The sequence below is a fragment of the Scandinavium tedordense genome, assembly GCF_024764965.1.
In the GTDB taxonomy this organism is placed as follows: Bacteria; Pseudomonadota; Gammaproteobacteria; order Enterobacterales; family Enterobacteriaceae; genus Scandinavium; species Scandinavium tedordense.
Genome location: NZ_JALIGG010000058.1, coordinates 392,474 through 418,203 on the forward strand (window position 1 = coordinate 392,474; position 25,730 = coordinate 418,203).

A 25,730-nucleotide genomic window follows, 5' to 3' on the forward strand; every position below is an offset into this window, starting at 1 on the left:
CCCCTTTTCTTTATTTCTTCTGTTCGCCTAGCGTCGGCGTTTCATTGAAGAAGTTCCACGGTTTAAGCAGCGCGTGAACCCATTCGGTTGGCATAATCGGCCATTCTTCCGCGCGGGCCACGTGCGTGGTGCCAGTCGTAATCCACACCACGTCATCCTGGTTATCCACTGACTCGTTGTCTTTGGTGTACTGACCAAGACCGGTGTCGTGGGTTGAACGGTTAGGGTATTTGCCTTCCGGATAACGTTCATCTGCTTTGTAGCGGGTCACCCACAGCTGTTTATCCATAAAGCTCAGGCGGTGATAAATCCACTCGTCTGGCGAGAATTTTGCCCCGGTCGCCACCGGATGGGTGCCACCGGCGTACGGGATTATCTGGTACGAAACCGGATTGCCCATACGGTTCTCTTTGCTGGTATTGCTCAGCAGGCGAATCGTACCCGGGTCGAATTTCTGCGCCGCCTGCTGCTCACTGTCGATGGTATGCTGGTCAATCTGCATGGTACTGGTACGCGGACCCCCTGCGGTGTTCGGCTTCACATCAGGATCCATTGCCACCAGACGGTTATTTTCCCCATCCACATCCAGGTCGAGACGGAAGTTGTAGATGTGCTGGTGGGTGGTGCCGACGATGTTATGGTCGATAAGCGTGCCGTATTTAGTGTCATCTTTGGCGGTCGCGTCGTGCATGGTTTTGGACTGCACCCCTTTCACCGCTTCGATTCCCGTCGCGCCGGCATCAATGCCAATGGTGCCGTTTTCGTGGAACACCCAGTCAAAGATGTAGTCGTAGTTGCCAACCGTGCTTATCCAGCGGATAACCAGCTCACGGCGTTCAGTACTGACGTTCGGCTGGCCCATTTCCTGATGCTTATATTCTGGCCCGGCGTAACGTTCAAAGACCGCGATAGCGTGCGGAATGTTCATTGGCGCACCGGTGTAATCGGCGATGGTTTCATCCAGCAGCACGGCATTCGACGGCGCATCTTTACCGCGGGCGATAGGCGAGGTCAGGGTACCCATGCCGTAGTCGCCGGAATCAAGATACGCTTTGAAGTACCAGCCCACGTCCGGATCGCCATAAGGCACGATCATCCCGCCGAGTGAACCTTCGTACATGATTTTGCGTTTGGTGCCGTTGTCGTTATAGGTCACGGTCGATAAAATCGGCCCTACGCGAGAATCCAGGCGCAGGTGGAAATCCCAATTTTGCCAATGAACCATATCGCCGGTGATGGTGTAGTTTTTGCCTTCCGGCTCGATGATATCCAGCGGTTTAAGCTGTTTAGCGATGCGGTCACGTCCATCATACGGGCGCGGCGCCATCGGTACTGGAATTACCGGGCCTTCTTCAATCTTAATGATTTTTTTCTGCTCAAGGTCGACAACCGCCACCAGGTTTTCAATCGGGTGTGCCCAGTAGTTGCCGTCACCAACGTCCAGATAACTGACCACTTTTAGCAGACGATCTTCCTGTTTCAGTCCGTCTTTACCGTCGAAATAGCCGACGGTAAGTGGGGTGGTGATAACTTTGGATGGGTCAGTAATACCGTGTTTTTTCAGTACTTCAGCAAATTCTTTGCTGGCGTTTATGATGTTCTGCACGGAAGAGAAATCGTCCAGTAGCACCATGCCGTGCGCATCTTTGATGGGCGCCCAGCGCAGGACCTTTTTATTCTTTAAATCAACCTGGCTTTCAATCACATGTTTGCCGTCGAGCATCGTCACGTTCGCCAGACGATCTTCATCGATCGCGGTACCGCTCATGACGAAATTCCAGACTTTCGCTTTTTCAGGCTCGGCGAGGGCAATCTGCGTGAAGCGCGTATTCGGTTTGAAATCCGGCGAGGCTTTAACAATCTCAACTGCTTCTTTGATCTCGTTGGCGGTCAGCGCATTCAGGGGATGCGGGAGTTTCTCGACCTGGAACGTCTGATCCAGTCCGGACTGGAATACGTCGTTGATAAAGGTATCCGAAATCCAGGCTTTGTTATTTTTCATCACCACTGGCACCTGCAATGCCAGGGTTTTGCCGTTGACGATGGCGGTTTTAGCACCCGGTTTCACCTTCACAAACGCGCCGTCTTTGGCAATGGTGAACATCTGGGCGTAATCATCCCACTGCACGTCGGCCCCGAACTCTTGCAACGTTTTGTCCATTGGAACCATATGGGCTTCGCCGCCGTGCGCGAAAACAGGGGCTTGCCAGTTGCACATCAGAGCGACCGCAAGGGCCAGCGCCGTTTTACGGGCGGAAAAAGGAGAAAAGCTTCCCATTTGTTAACCTCGTATAGTTATGTTCTTAGAGTCACGACACCCTCACCCTAACAGCGAGCAGACGCACGACGTTTGCCTGCACCTGCCAGGTGTTTTGTCAGATTTGCCAGATTAGGAAATTGAACTGTAGCCCCGGTGAGCGTGGTGCCACCGGGCAACAGAAAGGTTAGAAATCGCTTTGCTGACGGGCCACCAGCGTCAGGATCGAATAGAGCGCGACCGGTTGCTGATGCTGGTTGAATACTTCCACCGCCCATTCCACCACGCCGGTCGGTTTATCGTCGGCGGTTTTCTGGCGCTTAACGGTTTTACGTTTCACGGTTAAGCGTACCTGGATGGTGTCGCCCGGTTTCACCGGTTCGATAAAGCGCAGGTTTTCCATGCCGTAGTTGGCGATAACCGGGCCGACGCCCGCATCGACAAACAGACCTGCGGCAGCAGAAATCACGAAATAACCGTGCACCACGCGTTCGCCAAACATGGATTCTGCGGCACCGATTTTGTCCATATGCGCATAGAAATGGTCGCCGCTCAGGCAGGCAAAATTCACGATATCCGTTTCGGTCAGGGTGCGGCGCGGGGTCAACAGGCTGTCGCCCGGCTGCAATTCTTCAAAATATTTGCGGAACGGATGCACGCGGTCTTCCTGTACCTGAGCCCCGCGAACCCATTGCCGGCTGACGCTGGCCAGCATCGTTGGGCTGCCCTGAACGGCGGTGCGTTGCAGGTAGTGTTTCACCGCGCGCAGACCGCCCAGCTCCTCGCCGCCGCCCGCGCGGCCTGGGCCACCGTGCAGTAGCTGCGGCAGCGGAGAACCGTGTCCGGTGGATTCTTTCGACGACTCTTCGTTAAGAATTTGAATACGACCGTGGGCGCGGGCCGCACCGAGAATAAATTCGCGGGCAATCGCCGGATCCGTGGTGACCAGCGTGCCAGCCAGGCTGCCCTGACCGGCGCGGGCCAGCGCCAGACTCTGCGCGCGGGTCTGATACGGCATCAGCGTGGCGACCGGGCCAAAGGCTTCAATGGCGTGCACCGCCGGGCTTTCGTCCGGATGCGGACAAAACAGCAGGGTCGGTGGGAAGAATGCGCCTGCCGCCTGCATATCCGCTTTGCCACCCAGACGTACTTGGCAGCCAGCGGCCAGCAGCGCATCGACTTTTTCCTGCACGTCAGCGCGCTGATCGGCGTTGACCAGCGATCCCATTTTTACGCCTTCTACGGCCGGGTCGCCCATTTTCACGCTCTGTAAACGGGCAATCAGCGCGTCGCTCACCCCCTGAATCTGCGCCTGAGGCACGATGATGCGGCGAATAGCGGTACATTTTTGTCCCGCTTTGGCGGTCATCTCACGCACCACTTCGCGGATGAACAGTGCGAATTCAGGCTGCTCCGGCGTGACGTCTTCACCCAGCACGCAGCAGTTCAGCGAGTCGGCTTCCATGGTGAACGGAATCGAATTTTTAACGATGTTCGGATGAATGCGCAGCGACTGCCCGGTTTGCGCCGAGCCGGTAAAAGTCACTACGTCCTGGAAATCGAGGTGGTCGAGCAGGTCGCCCGCGCCGCCGCAAATCAGACTGATCGCGCCGTCTGGCATTAAACCGCTGTCGATGATGGATTTGACCATCGCCTGCGTCACCTGCGCGGTGGCGGTGGCGGGTTTGATGATGGCGGGCATCCCGGCGAGCCACGTTGGTGCCAGTTTTTCCAGCATTCCCCAGCACGGGAAGTTGAACGCGTTAATGTGCACCGCGACGCCTGATTTTGCACTCAGTACATGGCGAGCGGCGAAACCACCGTTTTTCGACAGCGGAATCAGTTCATCTTCCGGCCATAACACGTCATCAGGTAATTCGCGTGCGCCGAGCCCCGCGTAGGTAAACAGCGTGCCAATTCCGCCTTCGATATCCACCCAGCTATCAGCCCGGGTTGCTCCGGTTTGTGCGGAAAGGGTATAGAACACCTCTTTTTGCTCCAGCAAATGTTTTGCCACCGCTTTTAGCATGGCGGCACGTTCAACAAACGTCATTTTACTGAGCGCTTCACCGCCATTCTCAATGGCGTAACGGCGCGCCTGCGCCAGATCCAGTCCTTCACTGGTCACTTCCCACAGGGGTTCGCCGGTAATCGCATGATGGATTGTCCGCGCTCGGCCGCGGCCAGACTGCCAGCTGCCGGATAAGAAACTGGTTAACTGCTGCATTGTGTTTCTCCGTAAATGTTACGTTGTTTCGTCATATATAGTTTGATTATGAATCATAAAAATCAATGCTGATTTTAATAATTTATTAACAATGCGATCTTTGTCTGTATTGGCTTATTTGTTACTTCATTGTTGTATAAAGATATTGTTATTTACCTTGCGAAGGGCGTCACAGAATACACAAACCATTCTTGGGGTTTTAGTTAACCTTTATGTAACTTCACATAAACAATATGATTCACGATGAGGCGTTATGTGAATCAAATGGGAATCATAAAGGTGACAATGTGACTGAAGAACAACGCTTTGAAGCGCGCATCGCCGAAGAGACGGCCATCGAGCCGCAGGACTGGATGCCCGAGGCGTATCGCAAAACCCTGATCCGCCAGATTGGCCAGCACGCGCACTCTGAGATTGTTGGCATGCTGCCGGAAGGCAACTGGATAACCCGCGCCCCGACGCTGCGCCGCAAGGCCATTCTGCTGGCGAAAGTGCAGGACGAAGCGGGGCACGGCCTTTATCTCTACAGCGCGGCGGAAACACTCGGCTGCGCCCGAGAAGACATCTATCAAAAGATGCTCGATGGACGAATGAAGTACTCCTCCATCTTTAACTACCCGACGCTGAACTGGGCCGATATCGGCGTGATTGGCTGGCTGGTCGACGGGGCTGCCATCGTCAATCAGGTGGCGCTGTGCCGCACGTCTTATGGGCCGTATGCCCGGGCGATGGTGAAGATATGTAAGGAAGAGAGCTTCCATCAGCGTCAAGGATTCGACGCCTGCATGGCGCTGGCGAACGGCAGCGAAGAGCAGCGCGCGATGTTGCAGGACGCAATCAACCGCTTCTGGTGGCCTGCGCTGATGATGTTCGGGCCGAACGATGACAGCTCGCCGAACAGCGCCCAGAGTCTGACGTGGAAAATCAAACGTTTCGGTAATGATGAACTGCGTCAGCGCTTTGTCGACAACACCGTTCCGCAGGTGGAAATGTTGGGTATGACCGTGCCGGACCCAGACCTAAAGCTCGACGACACTACCGGAGAGTACCGCTTCGGCGATATCGACTGGAATGAATTTAATGAGGTGATTAACGGGCGTGGCATTTGCAACCACGAACGTCTGGCCGCCAAGCGTAAAGCCTGGGAAGAGGGCGCCTGGGTGCGGGAAGCCGCGCTGGCGCATGCCAAAAAACAGCAGGCCCGTAACGTGGCGTAAGGAGAACAACAATGAACAATGTCTACTGGCCGTTATATGAAGTGTTCGTTCGCAGCAAACAGGGTTTATCGCACCGTCACGTGGGCAGTCTGCACGCCGCCGACGATCGCATGGCGCTGGAAAATGCCCGTGACGCCTACACCCGCCGCAGCGAAGGCTGCTCAATCTGGGTGGTTAAAGCGAGCGAAATCGTGGCCTCACAGCCGGAAGAGCGCGGCGAATTTTTCGACCCGGCGGAGAGCAAAATCTATCGCCACCCGACGTTCTACACACTGCCTGACGGCATCGAGCATATGTGAGGCAGTCATGAACAATCACGATCCTATCGCGACTTACGCATTGCGTCTCGGCGATAACTGCCTGGTGCTTTCTCAGCGTCTTTCTGCCTGGTGCGGTCACGCCCCGGAGCTGGAGATCGATTTGGCGCTGGCCAATATCGGCCTCGACCTGATGGGGCAGGCGCGCAATTTCCTGACCTACGCCGCTGAACGTCAAGGCGAAGGCGATGAAGACACGCTGGCGTTTGGTCGCGACGAACGCCAATTCTGCAACATTCTGCTGGTGGAGCAGCCGAACGGTAATTTTGCTGACACGCTGGCGCGCCAGCTGTTTATTGATGCCTGGCATGTGGCACTGTTCAGTCGACTTACGAGCAGCAAAGACGCGCAGATTGCCGCCATTGCCGCCAAAGCCATCAAAGAAGCGCGTTATCACCTGCGCTTCAGCCGTGGCTGGGTTGAGCGTCTGGGCGGTGGAACCGAGATTTCCGCCGCGCGGATGCAGGCCGCCATCGACAATCTGTGGCGCTTTACCGCCGAATTGTTCCAGGCCGATGCGCTGGAAGAGGAGCTGATTGCTCAGGGTATCGCCGTCGATCCGCGTGAACTGAAAGCGGACTGGCTGGCAGAAATATCCAGCGTACTGTCCGCCGCGGAACTCAAGGTGCCGCCAGAACCGCCGTACCGCACTGGCGGCAAACAAGGGCTGCACACCGAACATCTGGGACCAATGCTGGCAGAAATGCAATATCTGCAGCGTTCATATCCCGGTCAGCAGTGGTAACGGAGGTCGCTATGCAACGTCTCGCCAGTATTGCTCCCGCTGAAGTCCACGATATTTGGATGCTGTTAAGTCAGATTTCAGACCCGGAAGTGCCGGTGCTGACCATCACCGATCTCGGGATGGTGCGCAGCGTGGTGCCGCAGGGCGACGGCTGGGTGGTTGGATTCACACCAACCTATTCAGGCTGCCCGGCAACGGAGTATCTGCTCGGTGAGATCCGCACCGCAATGACCGTGCATGGCTATACGCCGGTGCATATCGTCCTGCAGTTGGACCCGCCGTGGACCACGGACTGGATGACGCCGGATGCCCGCGAACGCTTGCGCCAGTACGGCATCAGCCCGCCGCAGGCTCACGTTTGTCATGCGGGAATGCCGACAGATGTGGCGTGTCCGCGCTGCGGGAGCACCCACACGTCGATGATCAGTGAATTCGGCTCCACGGCCTGCAAAGCGTTGTACCGCTGCGACAGCTGCCGGGAGCCCTTTGATTACTTTAAATGTATTTGAGGTTGCCATGACGACGTTTCATTCGCTTACGGTGGCAAAAGTTGAGCCCGAAACCCGCGATGCGGTGACGATTACCTTCGCCGTACCGCAAACGCTGCAAACCGCCTACGCGTTTCGCCCCGGTCAGCATCTGACCCTGAAAACGAAACTGGCAGGTGAAGAGCTCCGCCGCTGTTACTCCATTTGCCGCCGTGCCGTACCGGGCGAAATCAGTGTGGCGGTGAAAGCCATTGAAGGCGGGCGCTTCTCGCGCTATGCCCGGGATGAAATCAAAGCTGGAATGACCCTTGACGTGATGATCCCGCAGGGCAATTTTGGTTATCAGCCACAGCCCTCGCGCCGAGGACACTATCTGGCAATCGCCGCAGGATCTGGGATCACCCCAATGTTGGCGATTGTGGAAAGCACTTTACAGGCCGAGCCGGACAGCGCGTTCACCGTGATTTACGGCAACCGCAGCAGTCAGAGCATGATGTTCCGCCAGCAGCTGGCCGACCTGAAAGACACTTACCCGACGCGTCTGCAATTGCTGAGTATTTTCAGCCAGGAAACGCTCGACAGCGCGTTGCTGCATGGCCGCATCGACGGCGAAAAATTGCATGCACTTTCCCGTTCACTGCTCAATTTCAGTCAGTTTGATGAGGCCTTTATCTGCGGCCCGGCGGCGATGATGGACGACGCCGAAACCGCACTGGTCTCACTCGGCATGTCGCAAAAAGCGATTCATCTTGAACGCTTCAACACCCCGGGCACCACCGTGCGCCATGCATCGAGCGTTCAAGCCGATGGCCAGACGGTCACTCTGCGTCAGGATGGCCGCGACCGCGCAATCGTCCTTTCCGCTGACGACGAAAGCATTCTCGACGCCGCCCTGCGGCAGGGCGCGGACTTACCTTACGCCTGTAAAGGCGGGGTGTGCGCCACCTGTAAATGCAAGGTACTGCGCGGCGAGGTGTCGATGGCAACCAACTACAGCCTCGAGCCGGATGAACTGGCCGCAGGCTACATACTGAGCTGCCAGTCACTGCCACTGACCGCCGACGTGATCGTCGATTTTGATGCGAAGGGGATGGCATGAGCGAATTATTGATTAGCCGCCACGACCGCGTATTGCAGTTGACGCTGAACCGTCCGCAGGCACGTAACGCGCTGAATAATGCCTTATTGACTCAAATCGCCGACGCGCTGGAATCAGCCCAACAGGACAGCAACGTGGGCGCGGTGATCATTACCGGCAGTGACCGCGTGTTTGCCGCCGGGGCCGATTTACAGGAGATGGCCGAGAAAGATTTAGCCGCGACCTTGAATGATATTCGCCCACGCATTTGGGCGCGCATCGATGCCTTCAGCAAACCACTGATTGCCGCAGTGAACGGCTACGCGCTGGGCGCAGGCTGTGAACTGGCGCTGCTGTGTGATGTGGTGGTAGCGGGTGATAACGCGACCTTTGGATTACCGGAAATCACGCTTGGCCTGATGCCCGGCGCGGGTGGCACACAGCGTCTGATCCGCTGTGTGGGCAAGTCTCTGGCGACACAAATGGTGCTTACCGGACGCAGCATTGATGCTCAGCGCGCGCAGCAGGCTGGGCTGGTGAGTGAGATTTACCCTGTTGGCCTGACCACAGAATACGCCATCAGCCTGGCGGCAGCGATGGCGAAGCACTCCCCGCTGGCGTTGCAGGCTGCGAAGCAGGCGCTTCGGCAGTCGCAGGAAGTGACGCTCAGTGCCGGACTCGCTCAGGAACGCCAGCTGTTTACGCTGCTCAGTGCCACCGACGATCGTCGGGAAGGTATCGCTGCGTTTCTTGCCAAACGCCAACCTGAATTCAAAGGACGCTAACGATGGACGCTTTTATTCTCAGTCACGTTGAGCACGGGGTGATGACGCTAACGCTGAATCGGCCGGATCGACTGAACAGCTTTAACGAGGTGATGCACGGGCAGCTCGCCGAGTGCCTGACACAGGCCGAACGCGATGACGCGATTCGTTGCCTGGTCATCACCGGTGCCGGACGCGGATTCTGCGCCGGACAGGATCTGAACGACCGTAACGTTGACCCGAGCGGCCCGCCGCCGGATCTCGGTTACTCCGTAGAAACGTTCTGGAACCCGCTGGTTCGCCGTCTGGCAACGCTGCCGAAACCGGTTATTTGCGCCGTCAACGGCGTGGCAGCAGGCGCAGGCGCAACCTTAGCGTTGGGCTGCGACATCGTGGTTGCTGCGCGTTCAGCGAATTTCGTGATGGCGTTCAGCAAGCTGGGTCTGATTCCGGACTGCGGCGGCACCTGGGTTTTACCGCGAGTGGCGGGGCGCGCACGGGCAATGGGCCTGGCGCTATTGGGAGACAAACTCAGCGCCGAGCAGGCTCAGCAGTGGGGCATGATCTGGCAAGTGGTGGATGACGCGCAGCTCAGCGACACCGCCAATCAGCTGGCGCGCCACTTTTCCACGCAGCCGACATATGGCCTCGGGCTTATCAAACAGGCGATCAACGCGGCGGAAACCAACGGCCTGGACGCACAGCTCGACCTCGAGCGTGACTACCAGCGCATGGCGGGGCGCAGCGCGGATTACCGCGAAGGCGTCAGCGCCTTCCTTGCCAAACGTCAACCACAGTTCACCGGGAAATGACCATGAGCCAACAGATTCGAACCGTGGCGGTAATTGGCAGTGGCACCATGGGGGCAGGTATTGCTGAAGTGGCGGCGATGGCTGGGCAGCAGGTGCTTTTGCATGACATCTCTGCCGATGCCATGACTCGCGCTATCGATGCGCTGCGTCAGCGTCTGGCGTCCCGAGTCGTGCGCGGAAAACTCAGTGCCGAGGCCTGCGAACGTGGTCTGGCGCGCATTGTGCCGGTGACTGACATTGCCGCACTCGCTGCTGCCGATTTAGTGATTGAGGCAGCAGCTGAAAATCTCGATGTCAAAAAAGCACTGTTTTCGCAACTGGGTGAAATCTGCCCACCGCACACGCTACTGACCAGCAACACCTCATCCATTTCGATTACCGCCATTGCGGCGGGCGTGAAGCACCCGGAGCGCGTGGCCGGGCTGCATTTCTTCAACCCGGCACTGGTAATGAAGCTGGTGGAAGTGGTAAGCGGTGTGGCGACGTCCGCAGAAGTGGTCACCCAACTGAGCCAGTGCGTTCAGGCTTGGGGCAAACAGCCGGTTCAGTGCCACTCCACGCCGGGTTTTATCGTCAACCGCGTGGCCCGTCCGTTCTATGCCGAAGCCTGGCGCGCGCTGGAAGAGCAGGTTGCCGCCCCGGAAGCGATTGATACCGCGCTGCGTGAAGCGGGCGGTTTCCCGATGGGACCCCTGGCGCTCACCGATTTGATTGGTCAGGACGTGAATTTTGCCGTCACCTGTTCCGTGTTCAATGCCTTCTGGCAGGAACGCCGCTTTCTACCGTCGCTGGTGCAGCAGGAGCTGGTGCTGGCGGGGCGCTACGGTAAAAAAAGTGGGCAGGGCGTTTATCCCTGGCCGCAAGGGGCCGCCGAGCCTGCGTTTTACCCGGCTGTGCCTGCGCATCGACAAGGGGCCAGCGTGCAAAAAGAGCGTGACGTTGTCACGATTGATGAGGTGCTGCTGATAGAAACCAACGGTGAAACTGCTCAGGCTGCGGCCACACGCACTCGCCAGCCGGTGGTGATGATCGACCGCAGCGAAGGCGCGGTGGTGGTGATTGCCGCCGCACCGGGCAACCGGCTGGAGTCGACAGAAAAAGCCATTCACTGGTTGCAGCAGCAGGGCAAAAAAGTGCTATTGGTCGCCGATTATCCGGGGCTGCTGGTGTGGCGCACCGTGGCAATGCTGGTCAACGAAGCGTTGGACGCGCTGCAAAAAGGCGTCGCCAGCGAAGAGGATATCAACACCGCCATGCGCTTGGGCGTGAATTACCCGCGCGGCCCGATCCAGTGGGGTGAACAGCTCGGCTGGCAGCGCGTGCTGGTGCTGCTGGAAAACCTGCAGCGTCATTACGGCGAAGAACGCTATCGTCCGTGTTCCCTACTGCGCCAGCGTGCGCTTCTGGAGAGTAGCTATGAGTCATAACGACGCCTGGCATAACGCCCGCGTGATGTATGAACGCGACACCTGCGCCCAGGCGCAGGGGATCGACATTATCGAGATGGGCGAAGGTTTTGCGGTGCTGACGATGACCATCACCGCCAACATGCTTAACGGCCATCAAACCTGCCACGGCGGACAGCTGTTTTCGCTGGCGGATACCGCGTTCGCCTACGCCTGCAACAGTCAGGGCCTGGCGGCAGTCGCTTCGGGCTGCAACATCGACTTTCTGCGCCCGGGCTTTGCCGGAGATAAACTCACCGCCACCGCGCGAGTGATGCATCAGGGCAAATTAACCGGCGTGTACGACATCGAAATCGTTAACCAACAACAAAAAGCTGTGGCCCTTTTTCGCGGTAAATCACACCGCATTGGCGGCAGCGTAACGGGAGAAGCCTGATGCGTGATGCATTTATCTGTGATGGGGTGAGAACGCCGGTGGGGCGCTACGGCGGTGGACTTTCCGGTATTCGCGCCGACGATTTAGGTGCAGTGCCGCTGCGGGCGCTGCTCGACAGGCATCCACAACTGGATGCTGAACGTATCGACGATGTGATTTTCGGCTGTGCCAACCAGGCGGGGGAAGATAACCGTAACGTGGCGCGTATGGCATTGCTGCTGGCGGGTCTGCCACAGACGGTATCCGGCACCACCATCAACCGGTTATGCGGTTCTGGACTGGATGCGATTGGCTTTGCTGCTCGCGCTATCCGTTCGGGTGATGCGGATTTACTGATTGCTGGCGGCGTGGAATCAATGTCTCGCGCGCCGTTTGTGATGGGTAAAGCCACCACCCCGTTCCAGCGTCAGGCTGAAATGTTCGACACGACTATCGGCTGGCGTTTTGTGAACCCGCTCATGCAGCAGCATTTTGGAACTGACAGCATGCCGGAAACGGCAGAGAATGTAGCTGAATTGTTAAAAATAAGCCGTACCGATCAGGATGCGTTTGCCTGGCGTAGCCAGCAGCGCACCGCAGTCGCCCAGCAAAATGGCATTCTGGCCGAAGAAATTGTGTCGGTGAGCGTGAAGGGAAAAAAGGGCGCGTTGACCGAAGTAACGCAGGATGAGCATCCGCGTGCGGAAACAACGCTCGAACAACTCTCCGCACTGAAAACGCCGTTTCGCGCGAATGGCACAATCACCGCCGGCAATGCCTCAGGGGTTAACGATGGGGCGGCAGCGCTGATTATCGCCAGCGCAGAAATGGCCGCACTTCAGGGTTTAACGCCACGAGCGCGCATTGTGGCTATGGCCAGCGCTGGCGTCGAGCCGCGTCTGATGGGCCTTGGCCCAGTGCCTGCTACCCGCAAAGTGCTGGAGCGTGCGGGGCTGAGTATCAACGATATGGACGTCATCGAACTGAATGAGGCCTTTGCCGCCCAGGCGCTCGGTGTCATGAGACAGTTGGGGCTCCCGGACGATGCCCCGCATGTAAATCCCAACGGTGGCGCCATCGCGTTAGGCCATCCGTTGGGGATGAGTGGTGCCCGACTGGCGCTGGCCGCCAGCAATGAACTGCACCGTCGCGGGGGGCGTTACGCCCTGTGTACGATGTGTATCGGTGTGGGTCAGGGCATTGCCATGATCCTGGCGCGCGTGTGAGCTGATTAACCTGCGAGTACCCTACAATGACAACAACAAAATTAGAATCGATTGAGACCGCGTCCGTTGATGAACTGCAGGCCTTACAGACCGAACGCCTGAAGTGGACGCTGAAACATGCTTACGACAATGTGCCGATGTACCGCCGTAAATTTGACGCAGCGGGTGTTCACCCTGACGATTTCAAAGAACTGAGCGATATCCGCAAATTCCCGTGTACCACTAAACAGGATTTGCGCGATAACTATCCGTTCGACACCTTTGCCGTGCCGATGGAACAGGTGGTGCGTATTCACGCCTCGTCTGGCACCACTGGCAAACCGACGGTAGTCGGTTATACGCAAAACGATATTGATACCTGGGCCAATCTTGTTGCTCGCTCCTTGCGTGCCGCGGGCGGCAGTGCGAAAGACAAAATCCACGTCGCGTACGGATATGGTCTGTTCACCGGGGGACTGGGTGCGCACTATGGTGCCGAGCGACTGGGGGCGACGGTCATTCCGATGTCCGGCGGTCAGACTGAAAAACAGGCGCAGCTTATTCATGATTTCAAGCCTGACATGATCATGGTCACGCCTAGCTACTGCCTCAATTTAATTGAAGAGATGGAGCGCCAGATGGGCGGGGATGCGAGCACATGCAGCCTGCGCGTTGGTGTGTTTGGCGCAGAGCCGTGGACCATGGCGATGCGCAAAGAAATTGAACGACGTCTCGGGATCACGGCGCTGGATATTTATGGTCTGTCCGAGGTGATGGGGCCGGGTGTGGCGATGGAATGTCTGGAAACCGCCGATGGCCCGACTATCTGGGAAGATCACTTCTACCCGGAAATCGTTAACCCGAACGACGGCACGCCGCTGGACGACGGTCAACAGGGCGAACTGCTGTTCACCACGCTGACTAAAGAAGCGTTGCCGGTTATTCGCTATCGTACCCGAGATCTGACCCGCCTGCTGCCAGGCACCGCGCGTACAATGCGTCGTATGGACCGCATCAGCGGGCGCAGCGACGATATGCTGATTATTCGCGGCGTAAACGTCTTCCCGTCACAGCTGGAAGAGGAAATCGTTAAGTTTGAGCATTTGTCGCCGCACTATCAGCTGGAAGTGAATCGTCGCGGGCATCTGGATTCGCTGTCGATCAAAGTTGAGCTGAAAGAGAGCAGTCTGACGCTGTCGCATGAACAGCGCTGTCAGGTGTGTCATCAGCTGCGGCACCGCATCAAATCGATGGTCGGAATTTCTACCGACGTGACCATCGTCAACTGCGGCAGTATTCCGCGCTCTGAAGGTAAAGCGTGTCGTGTGTTTGATCTGCGTAAGCTGGCGGCGAATGGCTAACCGTGTATTGCCCGGTAGCGCTGCGCTTACCGGGCAAACGGAGTGCCCGGTAATCTATGCTATGATTCAGCCAGGACAAAAATCACAATAGAATGAATCAGATGAGTAAACTTGATCTCTTTATCCAGCAGGCCGTCGCAGCAGTGCCAGTCAGTGGAACCTCTCTAATCTCCTCCCTTTACGGGGATGCATTATCCCATCGTGGCGGTGAAATCTGGCTTGGGAGCCTGACGGCGCTGTTGGAAGGCCTTGGTTTTGGCGATCGCTTTGTTCGCACCTCGTTATTCCGACTCAATAAAGAGGGCTGGCTGGATGTCTCGCGTATCGGACGGCGTAGTTTTTACCGTCTGAGCGACAAAGGGCTGCGTCTGACCCGACGTGCCGAGAGCAAAATTTACCGCGCTGAACCACCCGCGTGGGACGGCACCTGGCTGCTGTTGCTGTCGGAAGGGCTGGATAAAAACACGCTCCTTGATGTGAAAAAACAGCTGATTTGGCAGGGCTTCGGCACGCTGGCCCCGAGCCTGATGGCGTCGCCGTCGCAAAAGCTGGCGGACGTTCAGGCACTGCTGCATGAGGCGGGCGTGGCGGAAAACGTCATCTGCTTTGAGGCCCGCTCTCCGCTGGCGACCTCCGTCAGCGCATTGCGCGCGCGCGTTGAAGAGTGCTGGCAGCTTACCGAACAAAATCAGATGTATGAAAATTTCATCAATACCTTCAGACCGTTGCTGCCGCTGCTGCGGGATGCTGACCCTGCTGAGTTGACGCCGGAGCGCTGCTTTGCAATTCAGCTGCTGGCTATTCACCTTTACCGCCGGGTTGTCCTCAAAGACCCGTTACTGCCTGAAGAACTGTTGCCTGCACACTGGGCTGGCCAGGCCGCCCGTCAGCTGTGCATCAATATTTATCAGAGCGTGGCGGCTGGCGCACTGGCGTGGGTGGGTGAGAAGGGCGAAACCTCTGTCGGCCCGTTGCCGCAGCCCGCAACGCCGTTTTATCAACGTTTTGGTGGTCTGAATCTTAAATAAGGAGTGTGACCATGCCGGTATATCAAATTGATGGCTTAACACCCGTGGTGCCCGAAGAGAGTTACGTCCATCCAACGGCGGTGCTGATTGGCGACGTTATTCTCGGAAAAGCCGTTTACGTCGGTCCGAATGCCAGCCTTCGCGGCGATTTCGGGCGAATCGTGGTTAAAGATGGGGCCAATATTCAGGATAACTGCGTCATGCATGGCTTCCCGGAGCAGGACACCGTGGTCGAAGAAGACGGGCATATTGGACACAGTGCGATACTGCACGGCTGCGTTATCCGCCGTAATGCGCTGGTCGGAATGAACGCTGTGATTATGGATGGCGCGGTCATCGGCGAAAATAGCATTGTTGGCGCGGCGGCCTTTGTGAAAGCGAAAGCTGAAATGCCTGCGAATTATTTGATTGTTGGCAGTCCGGCAAAGGCCATTCGTGCGCTGAGTAGCGATGAAATGGATTGGAAAAAACGTGGCACGCGAGAGTATCAGGTGCTGGTGGAACGCTGCAAACTGACGATGCACCAGGTAGAGCCCCTGCGTGAAATCGAAGAGGGACGTCAACGGCTGGAATTCGACGAGAATTTGCGGCCAAAATCTGCGACATAAACACCGCGAACCGCCTGTATTCAATATCGGTTATAGCGGAAAATTGCCACAGAGGTGATAACGGAACCCGTCTAAGGGGAAAGACCCTCTCGCCGGGCGGCAAGAGGGTAACGCTCTTATGCAGCAACCAGACTGTTGATTGCGGCTTTGGCATCAGACTGCGCTTTGGCGGCAACTTCTGGACCATAAGCCACGCCTTCAGCGAACACAAAGTTCACGTCAGTGATGCCGATGAAGCCCAGGAACAGCTTCATGTACGGAGCCAGCAGGTCAGTTGGGGTATCTTTATGGATACCGCCACGGCTGGAAACAACTACCGCACGTTTACCTGTGACCAGGCCTTCCGGACCGTTTTCGGTGTAACGGAAAGTCACGCCGGCACGCGCTACCAGGTCAAAATAGTTTTTCAGCTGAGTCGGGATGTTGAAGTTATACATCGGGGCTGCGATAACAATAACGTCGTGCGCCTGCAACTCAGCGATAAGTTCGTCAGACAGCGCCAGCGCTTCTTGCTGACGTGGAGACAGTGGGGCATCGCCTGGACGCATTGCGCCAACCAGTTCACCATCCAGCACCGGGATTGGCTGTGCAGCCAAGTCACGAACGGTGATTTGGTCTGCCGGATGTTTTTCAGCCCACTGTTCAACAAAATAGTCAGTCAGCTGACCAGACTGAGAGTACCCTGCCAGAATACTGGATTTGAGAACTAAAACTTTGCTCATGGGTGTTTCCTTTTATGAGATTGACGGGCCTGTGCCCAGTTGCTTGATGACATGCTATTCACAATCCTGTCGCAGGGATAGCGCAATATATCGAAGCCTTCGTTCAAATTTATTGATGAAGGAAAGGGCGGCTGCGATGTGGTACTCTAACACTAAAGAAAACAGAGACATTTTTCCGGCAGTGCGCTGCCCGTTAACGCTATGACAGAACAACACAAAATGACCTTTTCGCAGCTCCATCAACAGCTCGACTGCCTGATGCTGCGCGATAAAACCCGCTTTGCCCGTCGTCTGCATGGCGTGAAGAAGGTTAAAAATCCTGAATCACAACAGGCCATTATGCAGGAGATGGCGAAAGAGATTTCTCAGGCTGCGGGTAGAGTCCTGCTGCGTGAAGCCGCGCGCCCGGCGATAACCTACCCGGAAAATCTGCCGGTCAGTCAGAAAAAGCAGGATATCTACAACGCTATTCGCGACCATCAGGTGGTGATTGTTGCGGGGGAAACCGGCTCAGGGAAGACCACTCAGCTGCCGAAAATCTGCATGGAGTTGGGCCGCGGCGTTAAAGGGCTGATTGGTCATACTCAGCCGCGCCGTCTGGCCGCGCGCACCGTGGCGAACCGTATTGCCGAAGAGCTGCAAACGGAGCCGGGCGGTTGCATCGGTTATAAAGTGCGTTTTAGCGATCACGTCAGCGACAACACCATGGTCAAACTGATGACCGACGGTATTTTGCTGGCAGAAATCCAGCAGGACCGACTGCTGATGCAATACGACACCATCATTATCGATGAAGCCCACGAACGCAGCCTGAACATCGATTTTCTGCTCGGCTATTTCCGTGAACTGCTGCCTAAGCGTCCGGATCTGAAAATCATCATCACCTCGGCGACCATCGATCCGGAACGTTTCTCAAAACATTTCAATAACGCGCCGATAATCGAAGTTTCTGGCCGTACCTTCCCGGTCGACGTTCGCTATCGTCCGATTGTCGAAGATGCCGACGATACAGAGCGCGATCAGCTGCAGGCCATTTTCGATGCGGTTGATGAACTGGGGCAGGAGAGTCCGGGCGATATCCTGATATTCATGAGCGGCGAGCGCGAAATCCGCGACACCGCCGATGCGCTCAGCAAGCGCGACCTACGCCATACCGAAATTCTTCCGCTCTACGCTCGCCTGTCAAACAGCGAGCAAAACCGCGTATTCCAGTCGCACAGTGGGCGCCGCATCGTGCTGGCGACCAACGTGGCGGAAACCTCGCTGACCGTGCCGGGGATTAAGTACGTTATTGACCCGGGCACCGCGCGTATCAGCCGCTACAGCTACCGCACCAAAGTGCAGCGCTTGCCGATTGAACCGGTTTCTCAGGCCTCGGCAAATCAGCGTAAGGGCCGCTGCGGACGTGTCTCGGAAGGTATTTGTATTCGTCTCTATTCGGAAGACGATTTCCTGTCGCGTCCTGAATTTACCGATCCGGAAATTCTGCGTACCAACCTGGCGTCGGTTATCTTGCAGATGACCGCGCTGGGGCTCGGCGATATCGGTGCATTCCCGTTCGTCGAAGCGCCGGATAAACGCAATATTCAGGATGGTGTGCGCTTGCTGGAAGAGTTGGGGGCGATCACCACCGACGAACAGCAAACGGTGTATAAACTCACCCCGATGGGCCGCCAGTTGTCGCAATTGCCGGTAGACCCACGTCTGGCGCGCATGGTGCTGGAAGCACAAAAACACGGCTGTGTACGTGAGGCGATGATCATCACCTCGGCTCTGTCGATTCAGGATCCACGCGAACGTCCAATGGACAAACAGCAGGCCTCTGACGAAAAACACCGCCGTTTCCATGATAAAGAGTCCGACTTCCTGGCGTTCGTCAATCTGTGGAACTACCTTGGCGAGCAGCAAAAAGCGCTGTCGTCGAATCAGTTCCGTCGCCTGTGCCGCACCGAATACCTTAACTATTTGCGCGTACGTGAATGGCAGGATATTTATACCCAGCTGCGTCAGGTGGTGAAAGAACTGGGCATTCCGGTGAACAGCGAGCCCGCCGAATACCGTGAAATTCACGTTGCCTTGCTGACTGGTCTGCTTTCGCATATCGGGATGAAAGACGCTGATAAACAGGAGTTTACCGGCGCGCGCAATGCCCGTTTCTCCATCTTCCCGGGTTCCGGTTTATTCAAAAAACCGCCGAAATGGACGATGGTCGCCGAGCTGGTTGAAACCAGCCGGCTGTGGGGGCGCATTGCCGCACGTATCGATCCTGAATGGGTCGAGCCTGTTGCCCAGCATTTGATCAGACGTTCGTACAGCGAGCCGCACTGGGAGCGCTCGAAGGGCGCAGTCATGGCCACTGAAAAAGTGACCGTTTACGGCTTGCCGATTGTCGCCGCCCGCAAGGTCAACTACAGCCAGATTGACCCGCCGCTGTGCCGCGAGCTGTTTATTCGCCATGCGATGGTGGAGGGCGACTGGCAAACGCGCCACGCCTTCTTCCGCGATAATTTGAAGCTGCGCAACGAAATTGAAGAACTTGAGCACAAATCCCGTCGCCGCGACATTCTGGTAGACGATGAATCACTGTTCGAGTTTTACGACCAGCGCATCAGCCACGACGTGATTTCCGCTCGCCATTTCGATAACTGGTGGAAAACCGCCAGTCGCGAAACGCCTGATTTGCTCAACTTTGAAAAAAGTATGCTGATTAAGGAAGGGGCCGATGATGTCAGCAAACTCGACTATCCGAACTTCTGGCATCAGGGCAATCTTAAGCTGCGCCTGAGTTACCAGTTTGAACCGGGCGCTGACGCCGACGGCGTGACGGTGCATATTCCGTTGCCGTTGCTCAATCAGGTCGAAGAATCCGGGTTTGAGTGGCAAATCCCTGGCCTGCGTCGCGAGCTGTTAATCGCACTGATTAAATCACTGCCGAAACCGGTGCGCCGTAACTTTGTTCCAGCGCCGAACTATGCCGAAGCGCTGTTAGGGCGCATGACGCCGCTGGAGCTGCCGCTGCTGGATTCGATGGAGCGCGAGCTACGCCGGATGAGCGGGGTGACGATTGACCGCGACGACTGGCACTGGGATCAGGTGCCCGATCACCTTAAAATGACCTTCCGCGTCATTGATGACAAAAACAAGAAGCTTCAGGAGGGCCGTGACCTGACGGCGCTGAAAGACGCATTGAAAGGCAAAGTTCAGGAAACGTTGTCTGCGGTGGCGGACGACGGTATCGAGCAGAGCGGGTTGCATCTCTGGAGTTTTGGATCGCTGCCTGAAAGCTATGAGCAGAAGCGCGGCAATTACAAAATGAAAGCCTGGCCTGCGCTGGTGGACGAGCGCGACAGCGTGGCCATCAAACTGTTTGATAATCCGCTGGAGCAGCAGCAGGCGATGTGGCGTGGTCTGCGTCGTTTATTGTTGCTGAACATTCCGTCGCCGATCAAATATCTGCATGAAAAGCTGCCGAACAAAGCCAAGCTGGGCCTGTACTTTAACCCGTATGGCAAAGTGCTGGATTTGATTGACGACTGCATTTCCTGCGGCGTCGACAAGCTTATCCACGAGGCCGGTGGCCCGGTGTGGACTGAAGAAACCTACGCGGCGTTGCATGAGAAAGTCCGCGCGGAGCTGAACGATACGGTGGTGGAGATTGCCAAACAGGTCGAGCAGATCCTGACGGCGGTATTCAATATCAACAAACGCCTGAAAGGCCGAGTAGATATGACGATGGCGCTGGGCCTGTCTGACGTGAAAGCGCAGATGGCCGGGCTTGTGTATCGCGGTTTTGTCACCGGCAATGGCTTTAAGCGTCTCGGCGATACGCTGCGTTATCTCAACGCGATTGAGAAACGACTGGAAAAATTAGCCATCGATCCACACCGGGATCGCGCGCAGATGCTGAAAGTTGAAAGCGTGCAGCAGGCATGGCAGCAGTGGCTTAACAAGCTGCCGCCGTCACGTCGTAATGACGACGACGTGCTGGAAATTCGTTGGATGATTGAGGAACTGCGGGTGAGCTATTTCGCCCAGCAGTTGGGCACGCCGTATCCGATTTCTGACAAACGGATATTGCAGGCGATGGAGCAGATTACGGCATAATTCCTGGCTGCATGCTGCCCTCTCCCTGTGGGAGAGGGCAAAGGGGTAACGCGTAAACTCTCAACGCTTCACCCACGCCAACGTAAAACCATCCCAGCCTTTCAGGCCTACGGTTTGCAGCCCCGTGCAGGTCAAACGCGGGTTGTTCCCCATCATCTCAATAAACTTCCGCACGCCCTGAACGCTTTTGTCTTTGCTCTCCGGATGCGTCACTTCGCCCTCCCGGACCACGTTATCGCCGATAATCAGCGTTCCTGGGCGGGAAAATTTCAGCGCCCATTCCAGATAACTTGGATTATTCGGCTTATCCGCATCGATAAATATCAGGTCAAAAACCGTATCCGGCTTAAATGCCGCCAGCGAATCAAGCGCCGGACCTTCGATAACCTCCACCTTATTTTCCACACCTGCCAGCTGCAGATTTTGGCGGGCAACCTGTGCGTGAAGCGGACTGAATTCCAGCGTAATTAGCTTACCGTCAGCGGGCAATTCCCGCGCCATCCACACGGTGCTGTAGCCGCCGAGCGTGCCAACCTCCAGCACTCTTTTTGCACCGGTCATGCGTACAAAAAGCGCCAGCAGCTGCCCCTGATTCGCCGCGACATCAATGGCGGGCAAACCTTCCTGCTGGTTATTTTTCAGTATTTTTTCAAGCACGGGATCCGCTGGAAGAAGTTGCTTAATCAGATAGTTATCAACGTCTGACCACAGATTTTGCATTTCTGAACCTCATGTTAAACGTCAGCCTGACAGAGAAGACCAGCCGCCTCCCAGCGACCGGTAAAGGGAGATTTGCGCCAGCAGCAGATTGTTTTTCACTTGAACCACGCTGAGTTGAGTCGAGAATAAAGTGCGCTGCGCGTCGAGCACGTCCAGATAAGAAGAATAGCCATTGCGATAGCGATTTTGCGCGATGCGCAAGGTTTCTTCAGCCACCTGCTGCTGTTCACGCAGGGCTTCCAGTTGTTCACCGTAGCGGGTAATGGCGTCGAGGCTGTCATTCACTTCGCCAAACGCCCCGCGCACCGTTTTCTCATAGCCATACAGCGCCTGATTGCGTTGCGACATCGATACATCCACCTGCGCATTCAGCGCCTGGCGGTTGAGCAACGGCGCGAGAATACTCCCGCCGACGCTCCACAAACGCAGCGGATTATCCAGCAGACCCGACAGCGCATCGGCCTGATAGCTACCGCCGGCAGTCAGTGAAATCGATGGCAACAGCTGGGCTTTTGACGAGGCCAGCGTTTCATCAGCGGCAAGCAGTTCACGCTGGGCCTGCACGATATCCGGGCGGCGGTTTAGCAGCGTAGAAGGCAGCTGCGACGGGGCTATCAGGGGGGTTAAGGCATCAAACGTATTGCGTGGTACGCTAGCCGGATTTTGTCCCAGCAGCAGGCTCAACGCGTTTTCCTGCTGCGCAATCTGATGTTGTAACAGCGGCACCTGCGCCCGGGTACCGCGCAGTTCGGAGTCCGCCTGCATCAGCTCAAGGCGCGAGGTGTAGCCCGTTTCATACTGACGTTTTGCCAGCCGGTATGCTTCTTCGCGTGATTTCAGTGTGTCCTCGGTGACGCGCAGCTGTTCGTCGAGCGATAACAGCGTGACGTAACCGGCGGCGACGTTCGAGGCGATGGTCAATTCTGCGGCCGACGCTGCGGCTTTTTGCGCATCCAGCGAGGCTTCGGCGGCTCTCGATGCCGCACGGTTTGCGCCCCACAAATCGACGTCGTAATTGGCCGTCAGGCTGCCTCTGTAAAGCGTGCTGTGAACCGGTAGGCCGGTTGCCGCCGACTGCGCCCGGGCGCGAGTGCCGCTCAGTCCTGCATCCAGTGACGGAAACAGCGAGCCTTCGGTCGCATAGGCGCGGGCCTGATATTCATTCACCCGTTCGCGGGCGATCAGTACGTCGCTGTTATAGCGCAGGGATTGCTCGACGTACTGATTCAGGTGGCTGTCGTGAAAATTGCGCCACCACACCCTTTCCGCCGGGCTGTTTGGACCAACGTTCTGACGCCAGGTGGTCGGAATTTCCAGGTGCGAATCTGCTTTCTGCACATCCACCGAGTGGCATCCGGCCAGCAGCAGTGCCAGTGCCAGGCAGGTCAGACGGTTCATTTTTCCTCTCCGTGGGTATCAATCGTCACCTGCACCGACATCCCTGGCCGCAGGCGCTCGGCGTTTTTCTGTCCGTCGTTAACCGTAATGCGCACCGGAATGCGCTGGGCAATTTTGACGAAGTTACCGGTGGCGTTATCTGGCGAAATGGCGCTGAATTCGACGCCCGTTGCCGGGGAAATGCTCTGCACGGTACCGTGGAATTGCTCGTTATTCAGCGCATCGACGGTAAAGGTCGCTGACTGGCCGACTTTCAGCTCCGCCAGTTGCGTCTCTTTGATGTTGGCGATAACCCAGTGCTGCGGCGGCACCAGCGTGGTGAGATGCGTCCCGGCGGTGACGTACGCGCCAAGGCGAACGCTGATTTGTCCTAACTGGCCATCGCGCGGGGCAACCACCCGGGTGTTTTGCAGATCAATTTGCGCCAGTTCCAGCGCCGCTTTGGCGCTTGCCACATCGGCTTCCAGCGAGGCGCGATTGACGATAGTGGTTTGCAAGTCCTGACGCGACATTTCTAGCGTCGCCTTAGCCTGCGCGATATCGGCATTGCCCTGCGCTGCGCTCGCCAGCGCCGCATCGCGTTCGCGAATCGACAGCGAGCCGTCCGAGGTCAGCTCCTTCACGCGTTTCAGGTCAGCCTGTGATTTCAGGTTTTGCGCTTTGGCATTCTCCAGCGCGGCGGCGTTGCGCGCAATGACCGCCTCGGCGCTTTTACGCTGCTGAAGATTATTGTTCAGCGCCGCGTTTTTCATCGCGACCTGAGCGTCTGCCTGATGCACGCGCTGGCGGTAAATGCGGTCATCAATCTGGATAATCACGTCACCCGATTTGACCTGATCAAAGTCTTTTACATTCACCGCAGTGATATAACCGTTAACCTGCGGGCTGATAAAGGTGGTCATTCCGCGCACATACGCGTTGTCCGTAAACTGGCTGTGGCGCGTGAAGGGCGGCAGTTGCCAGGCATATAAAATGACCAGTACGCCGATCAGTCCGATGGCGGCGGCGGTGAAAATTGAAACGACGCGCAGGTTATTGCGCGTGTGGGCCTGCTCGGTAGCGGCATCCTGCTGACTCATAACGACTCCCGTACATCGAAGATATTCATTTGTTTCCTGTCGCCTTTTTCAGTGCCAGATGCGCAGTAATGCGCAGGCGCAACAGACGCCATAAAATCCACACCAGCGTGGCCCCCGCAATGGCGGCGGTCAGCAGATAGGTATCGTTGTACGCCAGAATATTGGCCTCCAGCGTGCCGATCGTTTGCAGCTGCGTCAGGGCCTGCACACCCAGTAAGGTGCTGTCGCCAATTTGGCTTTGGAACAGTTGGGTATATTGCTGAATACGGTCGTTCACCAGCGGGCTGAGGGTGGTGAGCTGTTCGGCAATCATCGCAGAATGGAATTTTTCACGCCAAATCTGGAAGGTGCCGAGAATTGCGGACCCGAGCAGGCCGCCAATGTTTTGGCTCATGCCGAACAGCACCGAAAAGCTGACCAGATTGCGCGGGTCGGCAATCACTCCACCGATCCCGGCCAGCATTGAAGGTGCGATAAAAAAGGCGCTGGCGAAGCCGAGTAAAAATTGGCTGACCATGAGCTGGTCAGGGCGCGTCAGGCTGCTGGACTGACTGTCCATCAACGAGGCAACAATCATCAGCGCCAGCGACGTGACAATCGGCCACGCCAGCCGCTGTGGTTTGAGGGTTAAACAGCTGGCGACGATCCCGCAGGCAATCCCAGCAAAAATCGACCACGCGAGGGGGATCATCTGCTCGTTTTGCAGGCCTACATATTGCAACCAGCCCATCACTCCGGTGTTCTGCTCCGCCAGCACGATGCGGATCAGCAGCATGATCAGACCCAGCCGCACGATGCTGCCGCTCGACAACCAGCGGGTATTGAGCAGCGGATTGCTGCGGTTATGTTCAAAAAGCATCGCACTGATGATAAGTACCGTCGCCAGCGCTAAAGACCAGCCAATCCACGGCGCTTCAAACCACCAGTCGAGCCTGCCGAGCGACAGCACCGCGCACAGTAGCGCCATGCCTGGAGCGAGCAAGAAAAAAGTGACGAAGTCTTTTTTCTCGAACACTTTTTTGCGATCGCTCGGCGGCAGTTTCAACGCAATCACGCAGGCGAGACAAATCAGCGCCAGCCCGAGTTCAAAGAAGTACAGGCCGCGCCACTCGTCCAGTTGCAGCAGTTCGGTAGAAAATAGTCGGGCGAGGGGAATGGCGAGCGAGGAGCCGGTGATGCCAATCGTCAGACCCTTCAGGCGATGGCGCGCGGGCCAGGCCTGAATCTGATAATAAATGCCCAGCGAACTGAGCGCTGCAGCCACCATGCCGTGTGCGGCGCGCACCATCAGGGCACTGCTGAGATCGTTGACGAACAGGTGGAAGAAGGTGACAAGCACGTACAGCACCAAAAAACCTTCGGTGAAGGCCCGCAGCCCAAACTGCTGACGGAATTTCACCAGCAGCAGGTTGATGGAAACGTTGGTCATCACGTACACGGCAGGCAGCCACGCAATCTCCGTCGACCAGGCGGCAAACGTGCCCTGCAAATTTTGCAGATTGGCGGTGACGACGGCGTTACCGAGCGCTCCGGTCAGGCAAACCAGCAGGCCCACGATCCCATAAGCGATGCGCTTTGATGTGGGGTGTTCCGGCGTGGAGGGCGAGCCGAGCAGGGTGGGTTTTTCGTGCGGCGCCCAATCGTGTGGCGCGTAGGGATCGCGTTTCGGCAGGCGCATCTTGTCCTTTTGACGGTGCAGGAAATGTTGTCTGTATGTTAATCGTTAGCGGGCTAATGATTGTAGTGCTGTTACAAAACATTATTCAAGTGAATATATCC

21 protein-coding genes are annotated in these 25,730 nt (G+C 56.8%); 14 read left to right on the top strand and 7 right to left on the bottom strand.

Going from position 1 to position 25,730, the window contains the following annotated elements; all coding sequences use genetic code 11:
* Window positions 1–10: 10 nt before the first annotated feature.
* Window positions 11–2,278, bottom strand: coding sequence for a primary-amine oxidase (tynA, locus tag MUU46_RS21320; RefSeq protein ID WP_159758952.1), 2,268 nt, complete (start codon window positions 2,276–2,278; stop codon window positions 11–13).
* A 166-nt stretch (window positions 2,279–2,444) separates the two neighbouring features.
* A complete protein-coding gene (paaZ, locus tag MUU46_RS21325; protein ID WP_258966618.1) occupies window positions 2,445–4,484 on the bottom strand; it encodes a phenylacetic acid degradation bifunctional protein PaaZ in 2,040 nt (679 codons plus the stop codon).
* Window positions 4,485–4,771: 287 nt separating this feature from the next.
* On the opposite strand from paaZ, the gene paaA reads away from it, so the two are divergent.
* The 13 genes from paaA to paaY all read left to right on the top strand — a co-directional run bounded on the left by paaA (window position 4,772) and on the right by paaY (window position 15,928).
* The gene (gene paaA / locus MUU46_RS21330; protein WP_258966619.1) at window positions 4,772–5,701 is read left to right on the top strand and encodes a 1,2-phenylacetyl-CoA epoxidase subunit PaaA; all 930 of its coding nucleotides are present in this window, start codon (window positions 4,772–4,774) and stop codon (window positions 5,699–5,701) included.
* An 11-nt stretch (window positions 5,702–5,712) separates the two neighbouring features.
* The gene (gene paaB / locus MUU46_RS21335; RefSeq protein WP_258966620.1) at window positions 5,713–6,000 is read left to right on the top strand and encodes a 1,2-phenylacetyl-CoA epoxidase subunit PaaB; all 288 of its coding nucleotides are present in this window, start codon (window positions 5,713–5,715) and stop codon (window positions 5,998–6,000) included.
* A 7-nt stretch (window positions 6,001–6,007) separates the two neighbouring features.
* A complete protein-coding gene (gene paaC, locus MUU46_RS21340) occupies window positions 6,008–6,763 on the top strand; it encodes a 1,2-phenylacetyl-CoA epoxidase subunit PaaC (RefSeq protein ID WP_258966621.1) in 756 nt (251 codons plus the stop codon).
* 11 nt (window positions 6,764–6,774) lie between these two features.
* Window positions 6,775–7,272, top strand: a complete 498-nt coding sequence (gene paaD, locus MUU46_RS21345; RefSeq protein ID WP_258966622.1) for a 1,2-phenylacetyl-CoA epoxidase subunit PaaD — start codon at window positions 6,775–6,777, stop codon at window positions 7,270–7,272.
* Window positions 7,273–7,279: 7 nt separating this feature from the next.
* Window positions 7,280–8,350 (top strand): 1,2-phenylacetyl-CoA epoxidase subunit PaaE, encoded by a 1,071-nt coding sequence (gene paaE, locus MUU46_RS21350; protein ID WP_258966623.1) that lies wholly within the window; start codon window positions 7,280–7,282, stop codon window positions 8,348–8,350.
* Window positions 8,347–9,114, top strand: a complete 768-nt coding sequence (gene paaF, locus MUU46_RS21355; protein ID WP_258966624.1) for a 2,3-dehydroadipyl-CoA hydratase PaaF — start codon at window positions 8,347–8,349, stop codon at window positions 9,112–9,114. Before paaE ends, paaF begins: the two co-directional genes overlap by 4 nt.
* Before the next feature lie 2 nt (window positions 9,115–9,116).
* Window positions 9,117–9,905 (top strand): 2-(1,2-epoxy-1,2-dihydrophenyl)acetyl-CoA isomerase PaaG, encoded by a 789-nt coding sequence (paaG, locus tag MUU46_RS21360; protein WP_258966625.1) that lies wholly within the window; start codon window positions 9,117–9,119, stop codon window positions 9,903–9,905.
* A 2-nt stretch (window positions 9,906–9,907) separates the two neighbouring features.
* Window positions 9,908–11,332 (top strand): 3-hydroxyacyl-CoA dehydrogenase PaaH, encoded by a 1,425-nt coding sequence (gene paaH / locus MUU46_RS21365; protein WP_258966626.1) that lies wholly within the window; start codon window positions 9,908–9,910, stop codon window positions 11,330–11,332.
* A complete protein-coding gene (gene paaI / locus MUU46_RS21370) occupies window positions 11,322–11,747 on the top strand; it encodes a hydroxyphenylacetyl-CoA thioesterase PaaI (protein ID WP_258966627.1) in 426 nt (141 codons plus the stop codon). Before paaH ends, paaI begins: the two co-directional genes overlap by 11 nt.
* Window positions 11,747–12,952, top strand: a complete 1,206-nt coding sequence (pcaF, locus tag MUU46_RS21375; protein WP_258966628.1) for a 3-oxoadipyl-CoA thiolase — start codon at window positions 11,747–11,749, stop codon at window positions 12,950–12,952. The genes paaI and pcaF overlap by 1 nt, the downstream gene beginning before the upstream one ends.
* Before the next feature lie 26 nt (window positions 12,953–12,978).
* Window positions 12,979–14,292: a phenylacetate--CoA ligase PaaK gene (gene paaK / locus MUU46_RS21380; RefSeq protein WP_258966629.1), complete on the top strand. Its 1,314-nt coding sequence runs from the start codon at window positions 12,979–12,981 to the stop codon at window positions 14,290–14,292.
* A gap of 92 nt (window positions 14,293–14,384) precedes the next feature.
* A complete protein-coding gene (gene paaX / locus MUU46_RS21385; protein WP_258966630.1) occupies window positions 14,385–15,320 on the top strand; it encodes a phenylacetic acid degradation operon negative regulatory protein PaaX in 936 nt (311 codons plus the stop codon).
* A gap of 11 nt (window positions 15,321–15,331) precedes the next feature.
* Window positions 15,332–15,928, top strand: coding sequence for a phenylacetic acid degradation protein PaaY (paaY, locus tag MUU46_RS21390; RefSeq protein ID WP_159758976.1), 597 nt, complete (start codon window positions 15,332–15,334; stop codon window positions 15,926–15,928).
* Between the two features lie 116 nt (window positions 15,929–16,044).
* Here the strand turns inward: paaY and azoR are convergent, their stop codons facing one another.
* Entirely contained in the window at window positions 16,045–16,650 is a 606-nt protein-coding gene (azoR, locus tag MUU46_RS21395; protein WP_258966631.1) for an FMN-dependent NADH-azoreductase, read from the bottom strand.
* A gap of 201 nt (window positions 16,651–16,851) precedes the next feature.
* Here azoR and hrpA point away from each other — a divergent pair, with 201 nt between their 5' ends.
* Complete coding sequence (gene hrpA, locus MUU46_RS21400) at window positions 16,852–20,754, top strand: ATP-dependent RNA helicase HrpA (RefSeq protein WP_258966632.1); 3,903 nt, start codon at window positions 16,852–16,854, stop codon at window positions 20,752–20,754.
* A gap of 60 nt (window positions 20,755–20,814) precedes the next feature.
* Here the strand turns inward: hrpA and MUU46_RS21405 are convergent, their stop codons facing one another.
* From MUU46_RS21405 to MUU46_RS21420, 4 genes are read right to left on the bottom strand one after another with little or no spacing between them, the layout of a single operon-like run.
* Window positions 20,815–21,474, bottom strand: coding sequence for an O-methyltransferase (locus MUU46_RS21405; protein WP_258966633.1), 660 nt, complete (start codon window positions 21,472–21,474; stop codon window positions 20,815–20,817).
* Window positions 21,475–21,495: 21 nt separating this feature from the next.
* On the bottom strand, window positions 21,496–22,872 hold the full coding sequence (locus MUU46_RS21410) for an efflux transporter outer membrane subunit (protein WP_258966634.1): 1,377 nt from the start codon (window positions 22,870–22,872) through the stop codon (window positions 21,496–21,498).
* Entirely contained in the window at window positions 22,869–23,951 is a 1,083-nt protein-coding gene (locus tag MUU46_RS21415) for an HlyD family secretion protein (RefSeq protein ID WP_258966635.1), read from the bottom strand. The genes MUU46_RS21410 and MUU46_RS21415 overlap by 4 nt, the downstream gene beginning before the upstream one ends.
* A 25-nt stretch (window positions 23,952–23,976) precedes the next feature.
* The gene (locus tag MUU46_RS21420; RefSeq protein WP_374685023.1) at window positions 23,977–25,629 is read right to left on the bottom strand and encodes an MFS transporter; all 1,653 of its coding nucleotides are present in this window, start codon (window positions 25,627–25,629) and stop codon (window positions 23,977–23,979) included.
* Window positions 25,630–25,730: the final 101 nt, after the last annotated feature.

Coding starts and splice junctions, on each gene's coding strand:
- azoR (WP_258966631.1), bottom strand. CDS start 16,650: ATGAGCAAAGTTTTAGTTCTCAAATCCAGTATTCTGGCAGGGTACTCT.
- paaF (WP_258966624.1), top strand. CDS start 8,347: ATGAGCGAATTATTGATTAGCCGCCACGACCGCGTATTGCAGTTGACG.
- paaX (WP_258966630.1), top strand. CDS start 14,385: ATGAATCAGATGAGTAAACTTGATCTCTTTATCCAGCAGGCCGTCGCA.
- tynA (WP_159758952.1), bottom strand. CDS start 2,278: ATGGGAAGCTTTTCTCCTTTTTCCGCCCGTAAAACGGCGCTGGCCCTT.
- MUU46_RS21405 (WP_258966633.1), bottom strand. CDS start 21,474: ATGCAAAATCTGTGGTCAGACGTTGATAACTATCTGATTAAGCAACTT.
- paaG (WP_258966625.1), top strand. CDS start 9,117: ATGGACGCTTTTATTCTCAGTCACGTTGAGCACGGGGTGATGACGCTA.
- MUU46_RS21410 (WP_258966634.1), bottom strand. CDS start 22,872: ATGAACCGTCTGACCTGCCTGGCACTGGCACTGCTGCTGGCCGGATGC.
- paaI (WP_258966627.1), top strand. CDS start 11,322: ATGAGTCATAACGACGCCTGGCATAACGCCCGCGTGATGTATGAACGC.
- paaH (WP_258966626.1), top strand. CDS start 9,908: ATGAGCCAACAGATTCGAACCGTGGCGGTAATTGGCAGTGGCACCATG.
- paaY (WP_159758976.1), top strand. CDS start 15,332: ATGCCGGTATATCAAATTGATGGCTTAACACCCGTGGTGCCCGAAGAG.
- paaC (WP_258966621.1), top strand. CDS start 6,008: ATGAACAATCACGATCCTATCGCGACTTACGCATTGCGTCTCGGCGAT.
- MUU46_RS21415 (WP_258966635.1), bottom strand. CDS start 23,951: ATGAGTCAGCAGGATGCCGCTACCGAGCAGGCCCACACGCGCAATAAC.
- paaB (WP_258966620.1), top strand. CDS start 5,713: ATGAACAATGTCTACTGGCCGTTATATGAAGTGTTCGTTCGCAGCAAA.
- hrpA (WP_258966632.1), top strand. CDS start 16,852: ATGACAGAACAACACAAAATGACCTTTTCGCAGCTCCATCAACAGCTC.
- paaE (WP_258966623.1), top strand. CDS start 7,280: ATGACGACGTTTCATTCGCTTACGGTGGCAAAAGTTGAGCCCGAAACC.
- MUU46_RS21420 (WP_374685023.1), bottom strand. CDS start 25,629: ATGCGCCTGCCGAAACGCGATCCCTACGCGCCACACGATTGGGCGCCG.
- pcaF (WP_258966628.1), top strand. CDS start 11,747: ATGCGTGATGCATTTATCTGTGATGGGGTGAGAACGCCGGTGGGGCGC.
- paaD (WP_258966622.1), top strand. CDS start 6,775: ATGCAACGTCTCGCCAGTATTGCTCCCGCTGAAGTCCACGATATTTGG.
- paaK (WP_258966629.1), top strand. CDS start 12,979: ATGACAACAACAAAATTAGAATCGATTGAGACCGCGTCCGTTGATGAA.
- paaZ (WP_258966618.1), bottom strand. CDS start 4,484: ATGCAGCAGTTAACCAGTTTCTTATCCGGCAGCTGGCAGTCTGGCCGC.